Source organism: Dyadobacter sp. NIV53, assembly GCF_019711195.1.
GTDB lineage: Bacteria > Bacteroidota > Bacteroidia > Cytophagales > Spirosomataceae > Dyadobacter.
Genome location: NZ_CP081299.1, coordinates 1,171,026 through 1,189,886 on the forward strand (window position 1 = coordinate 1,171,026; position 18,861 = coordinate 1,189,886).

The 18,861-nt window shown below is 40.8% G+C and carries 13 protein-coding genes and 1 tRNA gene; 8 read left to right on the plus strand and 6 right to left on the minus strand.

Annotated features, from left to right (window positions below; genetic code table 11):
• Positions 1-117: 117 nt before the first annotated feature.
• Both KZC02_RS04560 and KZC02_RS04565 read right to left on the minus strand, forming a co-directional pair.
• A complete protein-coding gene (locus KZC02_RS04560) occupies positions 118-1,014 on the minus strand; it encodes an AraC family transcriptional regulator (RefSeq protein ID WP_221393035.1) in 897 nt (298 codons plus the stop codon).
• Positions 1,015-1,083: 69 nt separating this feature from the next.
• Entirely contained in the window at positions 1,084-2,091 is a 1,008-nt protein-coding gene (locus tag KZC02_RS04565; RefSeq protein ID WP_221393036.1) for an aldo/keto reductase, read from the minus strand.
• A gap of 479 nt (positions 2,092-2,570) precedes the next feature.
• Between KZC02_RS04565 and KZC02_RS04570 the strand changes: the two genes are divergently transcribed.
• On the plus strand, positions 2,571-5,042 hold the full coding sequence (locus tag KZC02_RS04570; protein WP_221393037.1) for an ABC transporter permease: 2,472 nt from the start codon (positions 2,571-2,573) through the stop codon (positions 5,040-5,042).
• A 162-nt stretch (positions 5,043-5,204) separates the two neighbouring features.
• Here KZC02_RS04570 and KZC02_RS04575 read toward each other — a convergent pair whose 3' ends face one another.
• Positions 5,205-7,613 carry an ABC transporter permease gene (locus tag KZC02_RS04575; RefSeq protein WP_221393038.1) on the minus strand — a complete coding sequence of 803 codons (2,409 nt, stop codon included), beginning with the start codon at positions 7,611-7,613 and terminating at the stop codon, positions 5,205-5,207.
• Positions 7,614-7,732: 119 nt separating this feature from the next.
• A protein-coding gene (locus KZC02_RS04580) for an IS3 family transposase (protein ID WP_221389931.1) occupies positions 7,733-8,910 on the minus strand; the annotation gives its coding sequence in 2 pieces (ribosomal slippage) (positions 7,733-8,640 and positions 8,640-8,910; 1,179 coding nt in all).
• 398 nt (positions 8,911-9,308) lie between these two features.
• Between KZC02_RS04580 and KZC02_RS04585 the strand changes: the two genes are divergently transcribed.
• Genes KZC02_RS04585 through KZC02_RS04615 form a run of 7 tightly spaced genes read left to right on the plus strand, consistent with a single transcriptional unit; the run spans position 9,309 to position 17,795 of the window.
• Positions 9,309-10,280 (plus strand): UbiA family prenyltransferase, encoded by a 972-nt coding sequence (locus KZC02_RS04585; RefSeq protein ID WP_221393039.1) that lies wholly within the window; start codon positions 9,309-9,311, stop codon positions 10,278-10,280.
• Positions 10,280-12,883 (plus strand): PEP/pyruvate-binding domain-containing protein, encoded by a 2,604-nt coding sequence (locus tag KZC02_RS04590; RefSeq protein ID WP_221393040.1) that lies wholly within the window; start codon positions 10,280-10,282, stop codon positions 12,881-12,883. The genes KZC02_RS04585 and KZC02_RS04590 overlap by 1 nt, the downstream gene beginning before the upstream one ends.
• Positions 12,880-13,977 carry a DUF3419 family protein gene (locus tag KZC02_RS04595; protein WP_221393041.1) on the plus strand — a complete coding sequence of 366 codons (1,098 nt, stop codon included), beginning with the start codon at positions 12,880-12,882 and terminating at the stop codon, positions 13,975-13,977. Before KZC02_RS04590 ends, KZC02_RS04595 begins: the two co-directional genes overlap by 4 nt.
• Before the next feature lie 15 nt (positions 13,978-13,992).
• Entirely contained in the window at positions 13,993-14,604 is a 612-nt protein-coding gene (locus tag KZC02_RS04600; protein WP_221393042.1) for a hypothetical protein, read from the plus strand.
• Between the two features lie 57 nt (positions 14,605-14,661).
• Positions 14,662-15,672: a hypothetical protein gene (locus KZC02_RS04605; RefSeq protein WP_221393043.1), complete on the plus strand. Its 1,011-nt coding sequence runs from the start codon at positions 14,662-14,664 to the stop codon at positions 15,670-15,672.
• A complete protein-coding gene (locus KZC02_RS04610; RefSeq protein ID WP_221393044.1) occupies positions 15,653-16,264 on the plus strand; it encodes an SRPBCC family protein in 612 nt (203 codons plus the stop codon). The genes KZC02_RS04605 and KZC02_RS04610 overlap by 20 nt, the downstream gene beginning before the upstream one ends.
• On the plus strand, positions 16,257-17,795 hold the full coding sequence (locus KZC02_RS04615; RefSeq protein ID WP_221393045.1) for an AMP-binding protein: 1,539 nt from the start codon (positions 16,257-16,259) through the stop codon (positions 17,793-17,795). Before KZC02_RS04610 ends, KZC02_RS04615 begins: the two co-directional genes overlap by 8 nt.
• 191 nt (positions 17,796-17,986) lie before the next feature.
• Here the strand turns inward: KZC02_RS04615 and KZC02_RS04620 are convergent.
• Together KZC02_RS04620 and KZC02_RS04625 are read right to left on the minus strand one after the other, a co-directional pair.
• Positions 17,987-18,058: transfer RNA gene (locus KZC02_RS04620), tRNA-Arg, on the minus strand.
• A 96-nt stretch (positions 18,059-18,154) separates the two neighbouring features.
• Positions 18,155-18,826, minus strand: a complete 672-nt coding sequence (locus KZC02_RS04625) for an NUDIX hydrolase (RefSeq protein ID WP_221393046.1) — start codon at positions 18,824-18,826, stop codon at positions 18,155-18,157.
• Positions 18,827-18,861: the final 35 nt, after the last annotated feature.

Sequence of the window (18,861 nt, forward strand, 5' to 3'; positions counted from 1 at the left end):
ATAACTAACGACGGAAAAGAAATTCTCCATTTTACTGAAGTCTTATTCAGCAGTACCATGCGAACCGTATGAACCATTCAAATCATTGCCAAATGACTGTCTGTAATACTATTCCTGTCAGTTAAATGTTTGTCTGAATTCCAGAGGCGACATCTTTGTCTTCTTTTTAAAAAGTGTACTGAACGACTGCGAATGTTCAAAACCCAAAGCGTATGCAATTTCGCTGACTGATAAGCTCGAAGTGGTGAGTTTTTCCTTGGCTTTCTCAATCAGCTTTTCGTGGATGTGCTGTTGTGTATTTTGCCCGGTATGCACACGCAGCAGATCACTCAGATAATTTGGCGACAGGTTCATACGCCCGGCAATATATTGTACTGTCAATAAGCCTTGCTCTGCTGTGTTGCCGGTGTCAAAATATTCAGCAACTAATTGCTCGAATTTTGCAAGTAATTCATAATTATTATTCTTCCTCGTGATGAACTGCCGCTCATAAAACCTGTTGGAATAATTAAGCAGCAACTCAATGTGCGACAGAATGATTTCCTGCGTGTGCTTATCAATATGTACACATTCTTTATCAATCTTGTTCAGTATGGTAATAAGGTCACCCTCTTCTTCGGCTGAAAGGTGCAATGCCTCATTTACAGCGTAGGAGAAAAAACCATAATTATTGATACTGCCCGCCAGCGAATGTTTAAGCAAAAAATCCGGATGAAAAATAAGCAGGTAACCCGAGCCGCATTCTATACTCTGCAAATCCAGATACTGAACCTGATTTGGCGCAGTAAAACTTAATACGCCCTTGTCATAATCATAGTGCTGCTGCCCATATCTTATCTTGCCCGTTGCCTCTCTTTTCAGGGCTACACAATAAAACCGGTTGACAAAACCTTTCCAGACATCATCTTCCAGGAAAATGGTTTCGGCCAGGTTAATGACACTAACCAGCGGATGCCGGGGTTCAGGCAAAGACAATAACCGATGAAATTCAGAAACAGATTTTATTGCGTTCATAACTAAGCTTTTCAAATACGAATGTAATAATAACGGCTGCATAATAAGGAAAATGCAGCCGCTAAAAAATTAATCAATTAGCCCCATACTAAACTCGTCGTATGGCTTGCCGGTATCGGTGCCTAAGGGTACGATTTTGTCAAGATTTTGCAAATCTACTTCACTTAGCTGAACAGAGGCTGCTTCTATATTTTGTTCCAGATATTTCCTGCGTTTCGTACCCGGAATCGGTACAATTCCCCTGCTCATGATCCAGGCCAGTGCCAGCTGCGACGAAGTAACATTTTTTTCGCCGGCTAAGGTCTCAATTGCCTTAACCAATTCGATGTTTTTGTAAAAATGAGCTTCCTGAAACCGGGGAATTGCCCTGCGAAAATCATCTTCCGGCAAGTCGTCGATACTACGGATTTGCCCTGATAAGAATCCGCGGCCGAGCGGCGAATAAGCAACAAAACCTATGCCGAGATCAGTCAATGTCTGCAAAACGCCACGTTCTTCAACGGTACGCTCGAATAACGAATATTCGCTTTGCACTGCGGTAACCGGATGTACCGCATGAGCTCTTGTTACAGTTTCGGAAGATACTTCTGATAAGCCTATATAACCTATTTTCCCTTCTTTCACCAGATCGCTCATAGCCTCAACTGTCTCCTCAATTGGGGTCGTTTTATCCAGACGATGCATGTAATACAAATCAATATAATCCGTGTTAAGGTTTTTCAAAGAACGTTCCACAGCTTTTTTTACATATTCTTTTCTACCGTTGATAGCCCAGGTTACCTTGTCATTATCATCGATTTCCCAGCCAAATTTGGTAGCAATAATGTATTTGTTCCGGTTTCCGGCAATTGCTTTTGCGATAAGCTGTTCATTTTTCAACGGTCCATATAAGTCTGCGGTGTCCAAAAAGTTACCGCCCAGTTCAAATGACCGATGAATGGTAGCAATCGCTTCACTCTCATCTGCCTTGCCATACATGTTACCTGCTTCAAAACCGGTCATGCCCATACAACCCAGGCCAATTGCCGGGACAATTAAACCCTGACTTCCTAATGCTATTTTCTTCATTTCCATCATGCTGATTTTTTTATGATACAAAATTCGGCAACATCGGGATGACAGCTGTATGCAAAGCCCCGAAGATTGTATGCAAATCAAGGTTTACCACATTCTTGAAGCCAATACATCCTCACCTGTTTAGAACGAATCAGCGGTATAACTATGAGGGTTGAATTACCAAAATGAAGCAGGCTTGCCAAGGTGAAAACTAGCTTTAAAGTTTAATAGCCCCAACAATATTGAACAATTGAGCGGTTTTTTAACTTTAATAAACCTGCAATCCGTAACATTGGAAAAGTGTACGTTTCCCGGATAATTTGTTCATTATCGAACAGCCTCAATAATGAAAATTTTGTTATTTACTGAATTTAAGGGCATCGGGAATGGGGCATGAATTTTTTGATTTGTCAAAAAATATATTCAGCTATTCAAAATCTACATTCAAATACATTTTAATACGCAGAGCAAAATTTGTAAACCCTTTTATCAACCGGATCATGATCGGAAGCTACTTCAAAACATCGGGACGCAGCTTAATGCGCAACAAACTGTTTTCGTCCATCAATATCGTCGGCCTTGCCATCAGTATGTCCGTCGGGTTGTTACTGATCGCGTTCGTGCTCGACCTCCGTTCGTATGACAAATTCAATAAGAATGGTAACAGGATCTTTCGGATCACCAACGTTGCGACTTTCAAAGGTGAACGAGGCAGCAGATCGGAATCCGGCCAGGCAGCGATCGGCGAAAAATATTCGTCTACATCTGTAAAAACGGGAAAGCTTATCCGGGAGAAAGTGACCGGCGTTGACCGGAACGCCGGCTCGGAAGTGGCTATTCTGGGCAATGATTTTTCACAGGATGCAAAAGTTGGCGAGAATATTATTCCAATCAAGGGTTTCTGGGCGGAACCTTCGTTGTTCCGGATATTTACATTTCCCATGCTGGAAGGCAATCCCGAAACTGCGCTACGCGATCCTTATTCGATCGTTCTTACGGAGACGGCAGCGAAAAAGCTGTTCAGCAACGGTTCGGCGCTTGGTAAGGCTATCAAATTCGATACGGTCGATTATCAGGTGACTGGTATCATGAAGGACGTTCCCTTCTTTTCGCATATTAATTTCGAAGCGCTGGTATCGCTTTCTACGGCTGAACAAAAAGGTAAAAATGACCCGCGTTCCGGAGAATGGTCCAACATGTTTTCGAATTCTGTATATCTTCTGCTGCCGGAAAATGCCGATAAAACCTCAATCCAGTCACAGTTGGACGCTATTGCAAAAGAAGAAAATCTGGCGGAAGAAAAAACGAATATCCAGCTCGAACTCCTTCCTTTATATGACATTGTAGTCGGAGAAAATCTACGTTCCGGTTCCATGAGCGGCTCCACGGGTCCTCATATGCCTCCCGTTGTGCTTTGGATACTTGGTGGCCTGGCATTTATTGTAATATTGTCTGCCTGCTTCAATTATACCAACCTTTCCATCGCAAGAGCAACACGCCGGTTTAAAGAATTAGGCCTGCGCAAGGCTATCGGCGCGCAAAAGAGCCAGATACGGCAACAGTTTCTTGCCGAGGCAATAATGATCTCACTCGCTGCGCTGATTCTTTCTTATTTTATATTTCTTGGATTGCGGCCGCAACTGATCAACATGGCCCCGGAGATGCAGCGCACTGTGAAGCTCGATCTCACGCCGGCTATGGTCGCAGCTTTTATCATTTTTTCAGTCACCATTGGCGTTATTGCCGGTTTTATGCCTGCCATGTTTTTCTCCAAAATCAGTGTAATCAATGCGCTGGGAAATACTTCAGCAGTGAAAGTATTCAAACATGTAACACTAAGACGCGCTTTGGTGGTGATTCAATATACGGTCACACTCATTTTTATCACAACGACCGCCGTCGGTTATGTGCAATATAAAAACATACTTGCCTTCGATCTGGGGTTCAACACAGAAAATATTCTTAACATCAATATGCAGGGCAATAAACCTGATGCGCTGTTAAAAGAGCTAAGCGAGATGCCCGAAGTAGCAGCCCTTTCCAAGTCGCTGATTGTTACTAGCGTTGGGAATGCCTGGGGCGGTTACATGAAATACAAAGATTCGCACGACTCTGCGCTCGTCATGACGAACCACGTCGATGAAAATTATTTGCCGCTGCATGGATACAAGCTCATTGCCGGTGGGAATTTCATTTCACGGCCCACAACGGCCACTTCTGCCAGCGAGGTGATCGTTAATGAGCAGGTTTTAAAACGGTTTAATATTAATTCGAACGAACCTGAAAAAGCAATCGGAAAGGAGATCACATTCAGTAGTTTCCGCATTAAAGAACGCAGGATGACCATTGTTGGCGTCATGAAAGATTTTCACTATGGCAAGGTCGATAACCTTATTGAGCCGACGGCATTTATGTTCTGGACACCCGAAGACGGGGCAGTCATCAATGCCAAAATACAAAGTAACGACATGTTCGCGACCAGGGCTAAAATAGAGTCCACATGGAAAAAGATCGATCGCGTTCATCCATTTAAGGCTGAATTTTATGATGAAGCAATAGAGGATGCATACAGCGAATTTTCGACCATGATCAAGATCATTGGTTTTCTTTCAATTCTTGCCATTTCCATTGCCTCGATGGGACTTTTCGGAATGGTAGTATTCACAACCGAAACCAGGTTAAAAGAGATTGGAATCCGCAAGGTGATGGGTGCAACATCCGGCAATCTTGTGTACTTACTAAGTCGCAGCTTTCTATTGCTCCTGTCCATATCAGCATTGATCGCCCTGCCTGTAACTTACTTTTTCTTCGAAAAATTCGTATTAACAAATTTCCCCTATCACACACCAGTACAGATTGCGGAACTGTTCGCCGGCTTGATGGCCGTGTTACTGATTGCATTTTTCATGATCGGTTTGCAGACAATGAAGGCTGCGGGGAGTAATCCGGTGGATGTGCTGAGGAGTGAGTAATAGTTTCCAAACCTGTTTTCGTTAAGTTTCAGTAATTAGTTTATTATTCTAAAAACAGGAATAATAAGACAGTACATCCACCATTAATTTCATGCGGCAGTAATGTTCATTAAGCAGTTTGGTTAAAATTAACATTAGAATATGTACTGATGCACCAAGTCTTTATTCGCCACGCAGGCTTTTTACTGGATCGAGCAGTGCTGCGTGAATTGCCTGGTAGCTCACTGTAAAGAGGGTGATCGCTAGTGTTCCAAAGCTGGCAATTGCAAAAATCCACCATGAAATTTGCGTATGATAGTTGTATTTCTCCAGCCAGCGATCCATAACATACCAGGCAGTGGGTGCTGCCAACAAACTTGAAACCGCTACCAGAATTAAAAAATCGCCTGAAAGCACCTGCCATAAATTAGCGACTGATGCGCCAAGCACTTTACGGATACCAATCTCTTTCGTCCGCTGCTCTGCCATGAATGATGCCATTCCAAAAAGTCCAAGGCAGCTTATAAAAATGGCCAATCCAGTAAATAGCAATGCCAGCCTGCTGATCCTTTCCTCAGAAGCAAACTTTAATGCATATTCCTGATCTACAAACTGGTAAGTGAAGGGTGAATCGGGAGCATATTTTTTGAAGATGGTTTCAATGTTTTTTATTGCTGAACCGGCAGTAACATCTGGATTGAGCCTCGCCGTTATAAAACGCCCCCCTTTGGGATGAATGAAAAAGATAGATTTCCTGACCGCATCATAAGGTGATTCCATGATCATATTTTTGATCACACCAATGACTTTAAAACGCCTGCCGTCCCAGGTGATTGTTTCGCCAATCGCATCATTCAGGTTCTGCTTACCAAGTCCCATAAACTTCAACGCTGCTTCGTTTATCACAAATCCGGCAGAGTCAGAAGAAAAAGTTCTGGTAAAATCACGCCCTGCAATAAACTCCCATCCTACTGTTTTTCCAAAATCGGGCGAAATCCCGATAGTTGCAAATTCTGAATGCAGGCCCGGATCTTTGCCTTTCCATTCAAAACCTACATTTGCTGAAAAAACTTCGGTTGGCGGTGCTGCCGACTCTGCTATCGAAGTCACACTTCCTGTTTTCACCAGATCATCCAATACAGCATTAAAATGCATATGAAAATCCAGTGTATTGACCAGCATGGTGACGAGCCCTTGCCTGTTGTAGCCAATAGGGCGGTTCTTTGCGTGAAGAATTTGTTTGTATACTACCAATGTTCCGATAATCAGCGTGATAGAAACCGTGAATTGCAGAACGACCAGAACTTTCCGCGGCAGTGTTGCACGCAACCCCAATGGAGCCCAGTTGCCTTTGAGTATCTTTACAGGTTCAAACGAAGATAAATAGAATGCCGGGTAACTCCCTGCAATGAGCCCTGTCAGAAGTGTGAAAACGATGCCGCTTAGCAAAAAAACAGGGTCACCCCAGGGAATAGACATTTTCTTTTCGGCAATTTCATTGAAGGTGGGCAAAACCAGCCGTGCGAGTATCAGCGATATAAAGAAGGCAGCAAATACAACCAGGAAAGATTCACTGAAAAATTGGATGATCAATTGCAGCCGCAAAGAGCCGATCGCTTTTCGGATCCCAACCTCTTTGGCGCGTTTTTGCGATCGGGCCGTACTCAGGTTCATAAAATTGATGCACGCCAACAGCAGTACAAATATTCCTATAATGCCAAACAGCCATACAAATTGAATACGTCCTCCGGCATTGCTTCCGTTAACCCATTCGGAATACAGGTGCCAGCGGCTCATTGGATGCAGCAATATTTGTGGTTTGAATTTCAACTCCCTTTCATCCGTTTTTCTGAGTTTGATATCTCTTATTTTGTCTGAGACTGATTTTAAATCACTATTTTCTGAGAGTTGCACCATGATTTGAAAAGAACTGTTCTCCCATTCGTTATTTTCTACGGCATCTTTCACCCATCGGGTAGATGAAACAAACAGATCGAAAGGTGCAATGAACCCCAATTCATGAAATTCTGAGTTATATGGAACATCTTCGTAAACCCCAACCACTTTGACATCCAGATCCTTATTGATTTTCATCATCTTATCAACCGGGTCGGAATTCTTGAAAAAAGCTTTTGCTACTGATTCGGAAAGCAGGATCGTTGCCGGATCTTTTAGCCCGGAAGCACTCCCGCTGATTATTTTCAAAGAAAGCATTTCTGCTGCACCAACTGACATGAAATTACCTGGCTGTGTAAAACTCAATGCGCCATACGCCAGCGTATGCTTTTGTAGCCAGGATGTAATCACCACACGGTCAAAATCTGCATCAAAGTTAGTTTGCAACTCCTTGAACAACGGCGCCGGAAGATTATTACCCGTATTTATCTCTCCGTCCAGGGTTTGCTGCTGCACTACACGCGCAATTCCCTGGTAATTTTCATGGTATTTATTAAACGACAATTCATCATAAATCCACAGGCCAATCAACATAGCGACTGTCATTCCGACGGCAAGCCCGCCAATATTGATTACGGAATAACTCCTGCTTCTGGCAAGATTGCGCCAGGCAATTTTAAAGTAATTTCTGATCATAACAACGTTACCGGATATTGCAAGAAAAGGTGTTAGTACGAAGTTGTTACTTACATCCTGTCATTAAGTTCAAAACTAACATCTGGTTATGGAATTGCAACAATAAAGAGGACAAAATGTTAAGCCGCAATTTTCTGCATATTTAAAAGTTCTTCAAATTCTTTTGGTGACATGTACCCGAGGGCAGAATGAAGCCTCTTTCTATTATACCAGGTTTCAATATATTCAAATACAATTATTGCTGCCTGGTGTTTATTAATAAAAGTATTTTGGTAAACACATTCTGCTTTTAAGGTCTTAAAAAAACTTTCAGCAACCGCATTATCCCAACAATTTCCTTTTCTGCTCATGCTTCTTATTACCAGTGGGCTTTTGTCCAGCAAACTTTTAAATTCGTTGCAGGCGTATTGAATTCCCCTATCCGAATGGAAAATTAATTCACAGGTTACGCTTCTATTTTTCAGAGCCATTTTCCACGCAGGTATCACAGTATCAATAGCTTTCATTGTTGAACTAAGCGCCCATCCAATTACTCTCCTGTCAGCTAAATCCAGTACTATGGTGAGATATAGCCAACCTTGCGTCGTTTTAATGTATGTGATGTCAGACACCCACGCAGTAGCTATTTTTTCTACTTTAAATTGCCTGTTAAGCTTATTTGCTACAACCGGATATGTATGTTCAGAATCTGTTGTGACACGGAATTTTCTCTTGACAATACTTCTTATTTTTGCTTTCTTCATCAGTCTGGCGACCCTTGGACGGGACACTTTCACCCCCAGTTTGTACAATTCCTGAGTGACCCTGGGGCTTCCGTACGTTTGTTTACTATCCCCATGAATAACAATTATTTTATCGATAAGGGTCTGATTTTCAATAGCTGTATCCGATAGTTTATTGCTCAGCCAAGTATAAAACCTGCTTCTGCTTACCTTAAAAACCATGCACATTTTCTCAATGGGAAATATTTTCCGGTGATCCTTTATGAACCCGAATATTTGCCATCGCTCCTGGAGAAAATGCCTACAGCCTTTTTTAAGATATCTCGTTCAAGTTGTGTGTCGCGGAGTTCTTTCCTTAGCCGGGCCAATTCCTGTTCCGTTTCACTTAAAATCACCTTTCCGTTGCCAGGAAAACTACCGTTTTGTTTCGCAGAAAACTCTCTACGCCAGCGGTATAGCATAGCAGGTGGAACATCCAATTCTTTTGCCAGTGCAGCAAGGTCTGTGCGGCTATTGCTTAGTTCAACGCTCATCAGTTTGAACTCCTTGTCAAATACTCTTCTTTCTCCAGACATAAGTGTTAAGTTATAAAAGTTTCACTTAACTCAATGTCCACTTAAAGGTAGCAAGTCCAGTTAAGCCACTTGCCGGGGAAAGTATAATTGTTATCAAACACCTGAATTTCTGCGGATACTTAGAGCCTGTCCAACATGAATTCTGTAAGTTCAGGCAACCTTTTAAGTAATACATGTGTCCATAAGTTAAAAAAACTAGCAGATGAACTATGAGAACACCAGTGCAATCGGGCAGCCCTCTCAGTATCATACCGAAAACGCGTCAATACCAATGCCAGGTAAAAAGCCGGAAAATTTGCAGAAATTTGCGGAGTACTGGTTTTGGCCTTTGAGATTACCATTCCAGCATTTTTGGCCGGACATTTTTCATCAGCACATCAAAAATTCAGACGAAAAAAATGACCTTCCCTGTTCAGAGAAATGAATTCAGTAAAGACGAAGAAAATAACGCGCATTTCCTTTTCAGGTTTTACATATATCAAAAAGAACGGTTTCCAATATTCGGGCATGGATTGCTCGTTGCCGCATTCAGTTTTTCGGCAGTTTCCTATTCCCGGATATGCCGGGGGAGTACCGGATTTGTGGACTGGAAAATATTTGCAACAGGAATTTTCACTACGGTTACTTTATTCTTCCTCGTCCGGATTTTCGATGAATTCAAAGACGCCGAAGATGATGCAAAATACCGGAAAACACTTCCTGTTCCGCGAGGATTAGTCTCCTTCCGGGAATTGATGATTATGGGTGTAATCGTGACAGTTGCCCAGCTCCTCCTGAACCTGTTCTTCTTTCCAAAAATGCTGCTGATCTATGCCGTCATCATTGGGTATCTGCTATTGATGGGGAAAGAATTTTTCATATCCGATTGGCTCAAAAAACATCAGTTCTGGTACATTACTTCGCATATGTTCATCATTCCGCTCATTGATATCTATGCCAGCGGGCTGGACTGGCTCCTTGCTAATGCAAAAGCGCCTGCGGGATTATTTTTCTTCTTTGCCGTATCCTACATGAATGGAATTGTCCTTGAAATTGGCAGGAAAATAAGAACGCCCGAAAAGGAATTTGAGGGAGTACTCACTTACACATCCATGCTTGGAATCAACAAGGCCATATGGCTTTGGGTATTTATTCTTATCATTACACTTGTTCTAAGCATTGCTGCATCTGTTTTCGCCGGATATGGCAAAACAGCCTTTATTGTTCTTGGAACTATTTTCGTGCTCTGTGTGATCCCAGCTTTTTTATTTTTAGAAAAAAGGACTGAAAAGCTGTCAAAAATAATCGAGTACGCATCTGCATTCTGGACTCTTGCCATGTACCTGACTCTCGGTGGAGGGCCTATGATTTCAAAATTATTGTTTGAATAATGTATTTCATCTCTGATTCAGAAAAAGTGCCGGGTTTTACGATTGGCGGAAAAGCAAAAAATCTTTTCCGGTTGAAAGAAATTGGGATGAACGTTCCCAAATTTGCAGTAATTCCCTGGGAAGTTTTGCAGGAAATGATCCCGGCAGATATTTTGAATCGCGGTCAGGAAGAAATCTCAGCATTTATTGAACAAATTGATATCAGCGATGAATTGCTATTACAACTGATTTCTGTATTTGGCCCAACTCAATATTTTGCAGTCCGTTCTTCGGCAACTGATGAAGACGGTGACGGTCATTCCTTTGCCGGACAATTTGAAAGTGAACTGTTTGTTTCGAAAAAAAATCTGGCAAAATACATCAAAAAGGTTTGGATCTCTGCATTTTCACAAAGAGTTGCCAATTACAGAAAACATCACAATATTTCCGGTCAACAGGGCATTGCCGTAATCATTCAGGAAATGACAGATGCCGATGTTGCAGGAGTCGCCTTCGGTGCCAATCCCGTCAACGGCAATAAAAATGAAAAGCTTATCAATGCCGTATTCGGGCTTGGTGAAGGCCTGGTTTCCGGAAAACTCAACGCTGATCATTTTGTTATAAACGGCACTACAATTTTTAGTGAATTAGCTGTTAAAATACATAAAATGAGTTTTGACAGTGAAAACGAAAATGGCATCATACAGACAAAAGTTTCTTCTGAAAAATCTCATCAGGCTACATTAGACGAGCAGCAAATTCTTACACTGGGAGAAGTGCTGGACAAGCTTGAAAATGAATTTAACCAGCCGCAGGATATTGAGTTTGCATTTAAAAACCAAACCTTGTATTTGCTGCAAACCCGGCCGATCACTACACTGAAACCGCAAAATGACGAAACCGGCGAGTATATTCTCTGGGATAACAGCAACATTATTGAGTCGTATCCGGGCGTAACAACACCTTTGACCTTTTCCTTTATCAGCAAATCCTACGAAACGGCGTATAAGCTTTTCAGTATTTATCTTGGTGTAAGCGAAAATGTTATTGAAGATAATGAGACCGTTTTTTCCAATACTTTGGGTTTTATAAACGGAAGAGTCTATTATAATCTCAAAACCTGGTACCACATGCTCGCAATGCTTCCCGGATACAGCATCAACGCCCGTTTTATGGAAAAAATGATGGGTGTCAAAGAACGGTTTGATATTCCGGAAACTTATCGTTTGTCAAAAGGAAAAGCTTGGTGGAGTATTGCAAAAATGGCAGTACGTATGTTTTTTCGTTTTCTTTCATTGCCTCGTAAAAAGAAGGAATTTATGTTATTACTGGATAAGACAATCCTGCAATACAAAACGATCAATTATTCCGGTAAAAATGCGGGTGAGCTGATGCTCCTGTATCGCAATTTTGAAAAAACGTTGTTGCTGGAATGGAAGGCTCCGTTATTGAATGATTTTTTCGCCATGATATGGTTCGGGATATTACAAAAACAGTGTGAAAAATATATCGATCAAAATCCTAATATTCACAATGACCTGCTATGCGGCAGCAGCGATATTATTTCGGTAGAACCAGTTCACCGGAGTATCCGGCTGGCCACTCATATTACAGCCTCGTCCATTTTGAAAGATCTTTTTACTTCCAAAAATGAAGAATCTATTCTGAAAGACCTCACCTCAAATACTTCTGCTGAGTTTGTTGTCGTAAAAAAGGAAATTGATCAATATATCCTGGATTTCGGTGAACGTTGTGTAGGTGAATTAAAACTGGAAACGGTATCTTACACCCAGGATCCGGCCAAATTTATACGGGTTCTCAAATCCTATGTTGAGACCGGTATTACATCGGATCAGTTTTCAGGCAAAAGAGAAAACGTTATCCGGAAAAATGCAGAAAATGAAATTGAGGACAAGCTTAACCGGGATTTTTACAAAAAATTCAAACTGAAACGTACGCTTAAAATCACCAGGGAATTGGTAAGTGCACGTGAAAATCTGCGCTATGAAAGAACCAGAGCGTTTGGAATTGTGCGCCAGTTATTTTTTCATATTGGACAAAGGTTTTATTCCGGTAAGATAATTGACAATGAACGTGACATATTCTATCTCACGAAAGAAGAAATTTTTAGCTACATAGAAGGAAAAGCAGTTACACAAAATATCAAATCCCTGATTGCTTTGCGAAAAAATGAATTTAAAAATTATCAGAAACAAGCTCCGCCATCAGAGCGTTTTGCAACTTATGGCACTCCTTACCACGCCAATGATTTTTTCAATACCAACAGAGTTGAAGCACATCAGGGTGACCTGAAGGGAATAGGATGTTCACCAGGGAAAGTTTCGGGGCGGGTCAGAGTAGTTTTGGACCCCAATGAAGTTTCTTCCCTAAACGGCGACATACTGGTTACTTCCAGCACGGACCCGGGCTGGGTCACTCTTTTTCCGGGAGCATTGGGCATTATTGTTGAACGCGGAAGCCTGCTCAGTCATTCAGCCATTGTTTCAAGGGAAATGGGAAAACCCTGCATTGTGAGTGTTACCGGATTGCTCAAAACATTAAAAACAGGCGATGAAATCGAAATGGACGGAAGTACGGGCACAATCAGGATTATTACAAAATGAATGATCAGGATTTAACAGAACGCGTCAATTTTGAAATCATACGCTACGCAAATTGCTGGGAAGATGCCACAATTTTGCTGGAAGGATTGTCGCCTGCCAATGGAAGTAAAATTTTGTCGGTAGGTTCTGCGGGTGACAACAGTTTTTCTTTGCTGACAACTGATCCGGAAATGGTTGTAGCAGTGGATATTAATAGAATTCAACTGTATTTAATTGAATTAAAAAGAATTTGTATCCTGAACCTGGAATATGAAGAAACTCTTGCGTTTCTGGGATTTACGCTTTCTGACAGCCGGGAGAAATGTTTTCATTCTCTTAAAAACCAACTAAGCTCCGAAGCCAGATCTTACTGGGAATCGAATCTTATTCTCATTAAAAACGGGATCATCCATCAGGGAAAATTCGAGAAATATTTTCAATTGTTCAGCGGCAGGATTTTGCCCTGGATCCACTCAAAACGAACAATTGAAGAACTTTTCAGGGTAAAATCACAAAAGCAGCAGGAGCAGTTTTATACAGACAAATGGAATACCTGGCGTTGGAAATTACTCTTCAGAATATTTTTCAGCAATTATGTGATGGGAAAATATGGCCGCGACCCGGAATTTCTGAAACAGGTGCAAGGTTCGGTTTCAAAGTTTATTTTTGATAAAGCTGCAAACCATTTGAAATCCGGCGCTGTGTACGAAAATTTCATCCTCCGATACACACTTACCGGTTCTTTTGATATACTTCTACCCCATTATCTGCAAAGGGAAAATTATGGAAAAATCCGGTCAAATATGAATCAGCTGTATTTAAAACAGGGTTTTGTGCAGGATGCGATCAAGCAATATGGCAAATTCAATGGCATGAACCTTTCTGATATTTTTGAGTATATGGATCAGAAACAATTCAGGGAAACTGCAAAAGCGCTCATTGACGGAACTGAAAAAAATGGCACGCTTGCGTATTGGAATCTGATGGTACCACGCCAGATCTCACAAATCCTCCCTGAAAATACAGATTATCAAAAAGCTGATTCAGAGCGGCTAACAGCCATAGATAAAGGATTCTTCTACAAGGAATTTATTCTGGAAAGAATCATTAAATAAAAAAGCAATTATTTCATGTTACAGGAAATTGTACTTCCCTTACTTCTCGCAAGCTGTTTTCTTATATTGTTCGGTTTTGCTGAATTTCTTTATCACAGGAAAAAAGTAAAAGCCGAATGGACAAGAAAGATCGTGCATATTGGCACCGGGATTCTTACCCTGACTTTCCCGGTTTTATTGCACAGTCACTGGCAGGTGCTATTTCTGTGCGGAAGTTTTCTTATTATCCTGCTCATCAGCCTGCGGTATAATATGCTTCCTTCCATTAATAATATAGGCCGTTTTTCCTATGGAAGTATCCTTTATCCGGTTGTGGTTTATGGAACTTACCTGATATATACACATGTCGAAAAAGGCCTGATCATGTATTATCTGCCCATACTGATTCTGGCAATATGTGACCCTGTGGCAGCACTTACCGGCAAACATTATCCCTTTGGAAGCTATCGCATTGGTGGCAATAACAAAACACTTTCCGGATCTCTGTCCTTTTTCATAGTTTGTATCCTCATTACTTTAACGACATTTTATGCCATGCCACTGGTTCCATTGGAAGTCGGTACCGGTATTTTCTATGCTATTTTAATTTCTAGTAGTTGCAACTGTTTCAGAAGCTATTGGTATTAAGGGAACCGATAATTTTACAGTTCCGGCAAGCGTGGTGTTAACCCTGACATTGATTATATGATGGAAATAATTCAAACCAATCCTGGACTTGCTGATTTTCAGCTTTTTGTTGATTTCCCGAAAAGCATATATGACACAGAAAGTATCAGGTTCAAAAGCCTGGAATATATCCCGGAAGAGTTTTTGGCCGTTTGTTATTTGCTTTTTAATAATGGTAAACCGGTTGCGAGAGCAAGCCTTTATAATAATCCGTTACTTCAGTACCATCATCAACGCGCTTTGACAATTGGCAATTATGAGTGCACGGATAATCCTTTGTATGCAGCAAAAATGTTGTCCCACCTGCAATCGGAAGCTAAATTTCTGAAAGCACCTTATTTGATCGGGCCTATGAATGGAAGCACCTGGGAAAATTACCGGTTTGGGATCAGTGATGAAAACCCGGCTTTTTTCACTGAAAATTTACATCAGTTATATTACAACAAACATTTTATTGATGCTGGTTTCGAACCTATTGCACATTATTTCAGCAACATTGACAAAAGTTTTAAATTTGACCTGCCTGAAATCCTTAAACGTGAACAGGAATTCAATGAGGAAGGTGTTGTCATCCGCTCCATTGACCTGCTTGATTTTGAAGAGGAAATTGCCCGGATTTATGATTTTAATAAAGTTGCTTTTAAGACCAACTTTCTATACACTCCAATTACAAAAGATGCCTTTATTGCCAAATATGCACATACGAAAAAGTACATTGATCCGTGTTTCACGCTAATAGCAGAAGATAAAAATCAAAATCTGATTGGATATTATTTTTGTGTTCATGATTTTTTCAATGTCAAAGAAAAATCTTTAATTGTAAAAACATTGGCACGGCATCCGGATCCAAAATGGAGCGGCTTGGGCCACGTGATTGGAAATGTTATTTACAGGAGAGCAAATGCGATCGGATATACAAGCGCTATTCATCCGTTTATATATCAGCAAGGTACTTCCGTCAAATTATCTGAGAATTTTTCCGGTGTCAATTACAAAAATTATGTATTGTATGGGAAGCAGATCCACTGAATTAACCAAATGGCTTTTCTTTATTTTGATATTGATTTTAGTGTTTTTAACAGCGATTGCCGGATTTAGCCCATATAAAAGTTACCCTGGTTTTACCCACAAACTGATTCAGCATTCAGTTGAAATAGAAACACCCGTTGATACTGTTTTTAAGTTTTTGGGCAAATCAGAAAATGCGTCGCGTTGGTCAGTTTTTGTTGATCACATCATTCCTTTAAATTCAGGAAAGGTTTCTGACGGATCTGTTGGTTCACAAAGAAGATGTTTTTGCAATAAGGATGAAACCGGTAAACAGTGGGATGAGCTTATTACTGTCGTAATACCGGGCAAAAAAAGGCAGTTGACAATTTACAACCTGAAAGAATTTCCGATATCAGCTGAGAACCTTGCAACTGAACAGATTTATAAAAAACTGGACGATAAAAAGTGCCGTGTTACTTTTACCGTTTTTTTTAATAAAAGCCCGGGAATAATCGATGAATTCAAAATGTATATTGCTGCTTATGAGATAAACAGAATATTTTCACAAAATATGCAAAATATCAAAAGGATTGTAGAAACCAGCCAGTCATCAACGATATACAATGATTAATCCGTTCAACATTGTTGATCTTTTATACCAAACTTCCCGTGAAACGCCACAAAAAACGGCGCTAATCTACCGGGATAAAAAAATAACTTTTGAAACCTTTTCAGGCTCAGTTACAGAAACAGCCTTCTATTTTCTTAAGAAAGGAATTCAAAAAGGTGGCCGGGTGATGGTGGTTGTTCCTATGAGCGATCATTTATACCGGATTGTTCTTGCCCTTTTCAGGATTGGTGCCGTTGCCGTTTTTCTGGATGAATGGGTGAGTATAAAAAGGATGAATGACTGTTGTAAACTTGCAGGATGCAAGGCATTTATCGGTACATCGAAAGGCTTGGTATTATCGTGGATTGTGTCCGGATTAAGAAAAATCCCATTACATCTTGGCTTGCATTATGACAAAAAAAATGAAGTAATCCTGTTTCCCGAAACAACCGAAAATGATGCTGCACTTATCACTTTTACAACCGGAAGCACAGGAATCCCAAAAGCAGCAATAAGAACGCACAAATTACTTTTCGGGCAATTTCAGGCTCTGATTCCTTTAATAAAACCAAAAAGAGATGAAGTTTCCATGCCGGTTCTGCCAATTGTTCTGCTCCTGAATTTGGGGGCAGGCGTCACTTCGGTCATTGCAGATTACAAGAGCAGCAAACCATCTTCACTGGAACCCGGAAAAATTATTGGTCAGATAAAAGAATATGGTGTAAATACAATTATTGCTTCACCTTTTTTCGTAAAACGAATAGCTCAGCATTTGATAGACAAACAATTAAAACTTGACGGAATCAATAAAATATTTACTGGCGGCGCCCCGGTTTTTCCCGCTGAAGCAAATGTTTACAAAAGTGCTTTTGCTGAAACTGACATTCAGATAGTATACGGATCTACGGAAGCAGAGCCAATCAGCTCGGTTGGAGTGAAAAATCTCATTGCAAAAGCTGAAAATGTACTTTTCCAGGGTTTGTATGTTGGTAAACCTGAGGCTTGTACAACGGTAAAGATAATCGGGATTACTAACGAGAATATTTTAGCTGCAAGCATCAAAGATGTTGAGAATCTTGAAGTGCTTACAGGTGAAACCGGCGAAATAATTGTAACCGGAAAACATGTACTGACCGATTATCTCAACAATCCGGATGCTTTAAACCGAAATAAAATCTTTGTCGGAAACCAATGCTGGCACCGCACCGGGGACAGCGGATATCTGGATGCCGATGGAAATTTATTCCTGACGGGAAGGTGCAGTTCACTTATCGAACCTGAAGGTAAATGCATTTCTACATTTGTTTATGAAAATCATTTTCAAACCATAAACGGAGTTGAAGCTGGTACTGTAATGATCTGGAAAAATAAGCTGATCGCCGTAATTGAACTTTCAGATTCGCGTCAGAAAGAAAACGTAAAAAACGCTGTGTATCTAATATCCAATGGGTTGGAAAACATTATTTTTATCAACAAAATACCTCGGGATCCAAGGCACAACTCCAAAGTAGATTATGAAAAACTGAAAGTAATCATGCAAAAGCATTGGTGAACAAAACCGCACAGTTGAAGAAAAAGGCAAATAATAAGTTCGATATTGCCCGAGAATATCCATTCAGTTGGAAAGCAACATCGAACTCCCGGAATCAACGAAACTACACTGATTATCTATTAAATAAACAGTGAATTGGAAAAACAAAAAAAGCGAGACAAATCCTGATTTTCAGGGCTTGTCTCGCTGGGTGCACCCGACGAGATTCGAACTCATATCGTCGGTACCGGAAACCGAAATTCTATCCATTGAACTACGGGTGCTTGTTGTAACGGGGTGCAAATATAGTCCCTATTTTATTTTTTCGGCAATAATCTTTGGAAATTGTTTCAACATAAATGTTTGTTTACTGTATTCAGTTACAATTTTTTCAGCAACTCCCAGTCTCCTACATCTTTAAGATACATATAGTCCAGTAATATTCCGTTTACATTAGTTATCAGCTTATGGCCTTCTGCAAATGGTACCACGTAGGTATGGATATACTCATGATCCGACAGCAAACCCATGGTTTGATTGTGATAGGTTTGAATCTGCTCAGTGCTCAGTTCAAGCTCACAATAAAATAAATACATGGCTTCGTCGCTCGTTCCGGTCGAAGGATAGTATGGATCAGTATTCAGCTTTACCATTTGCTCCTTTTCGATCGCAATTCCTGTTTCCTCCCATACTTCACGTGCTGCTACCGATGCCGCATCACTTTCACTGTCCAGCATTCCAGCCGGATGTTCGAATGTCATCGAACCATCACATATGCGCCGTTGCTGCACCAAAAGGAGATATTTTTCTCTGGTCTGTACATCAATAAAACAAATCAGCACACATACCACTTCGCCTTTCAGGAAACAGATAGGCGGGATTTTATTTCCTTCCGGTGTGGTAGCATCTGTGTACAAGAGAGAAAAAAGCACTTCACCATGCCCGTTATGCCGGGAATACAGTTCGTCAATCTGATGGATATCCATTCCATTTTTTTCCAGCCGTCCTTTCCAGAGATTGTACTTATGCGAATCAGTTAATTTTTCATTCATAATTTTTAACTAAAAGTCTCTGTGATTTCTATTCC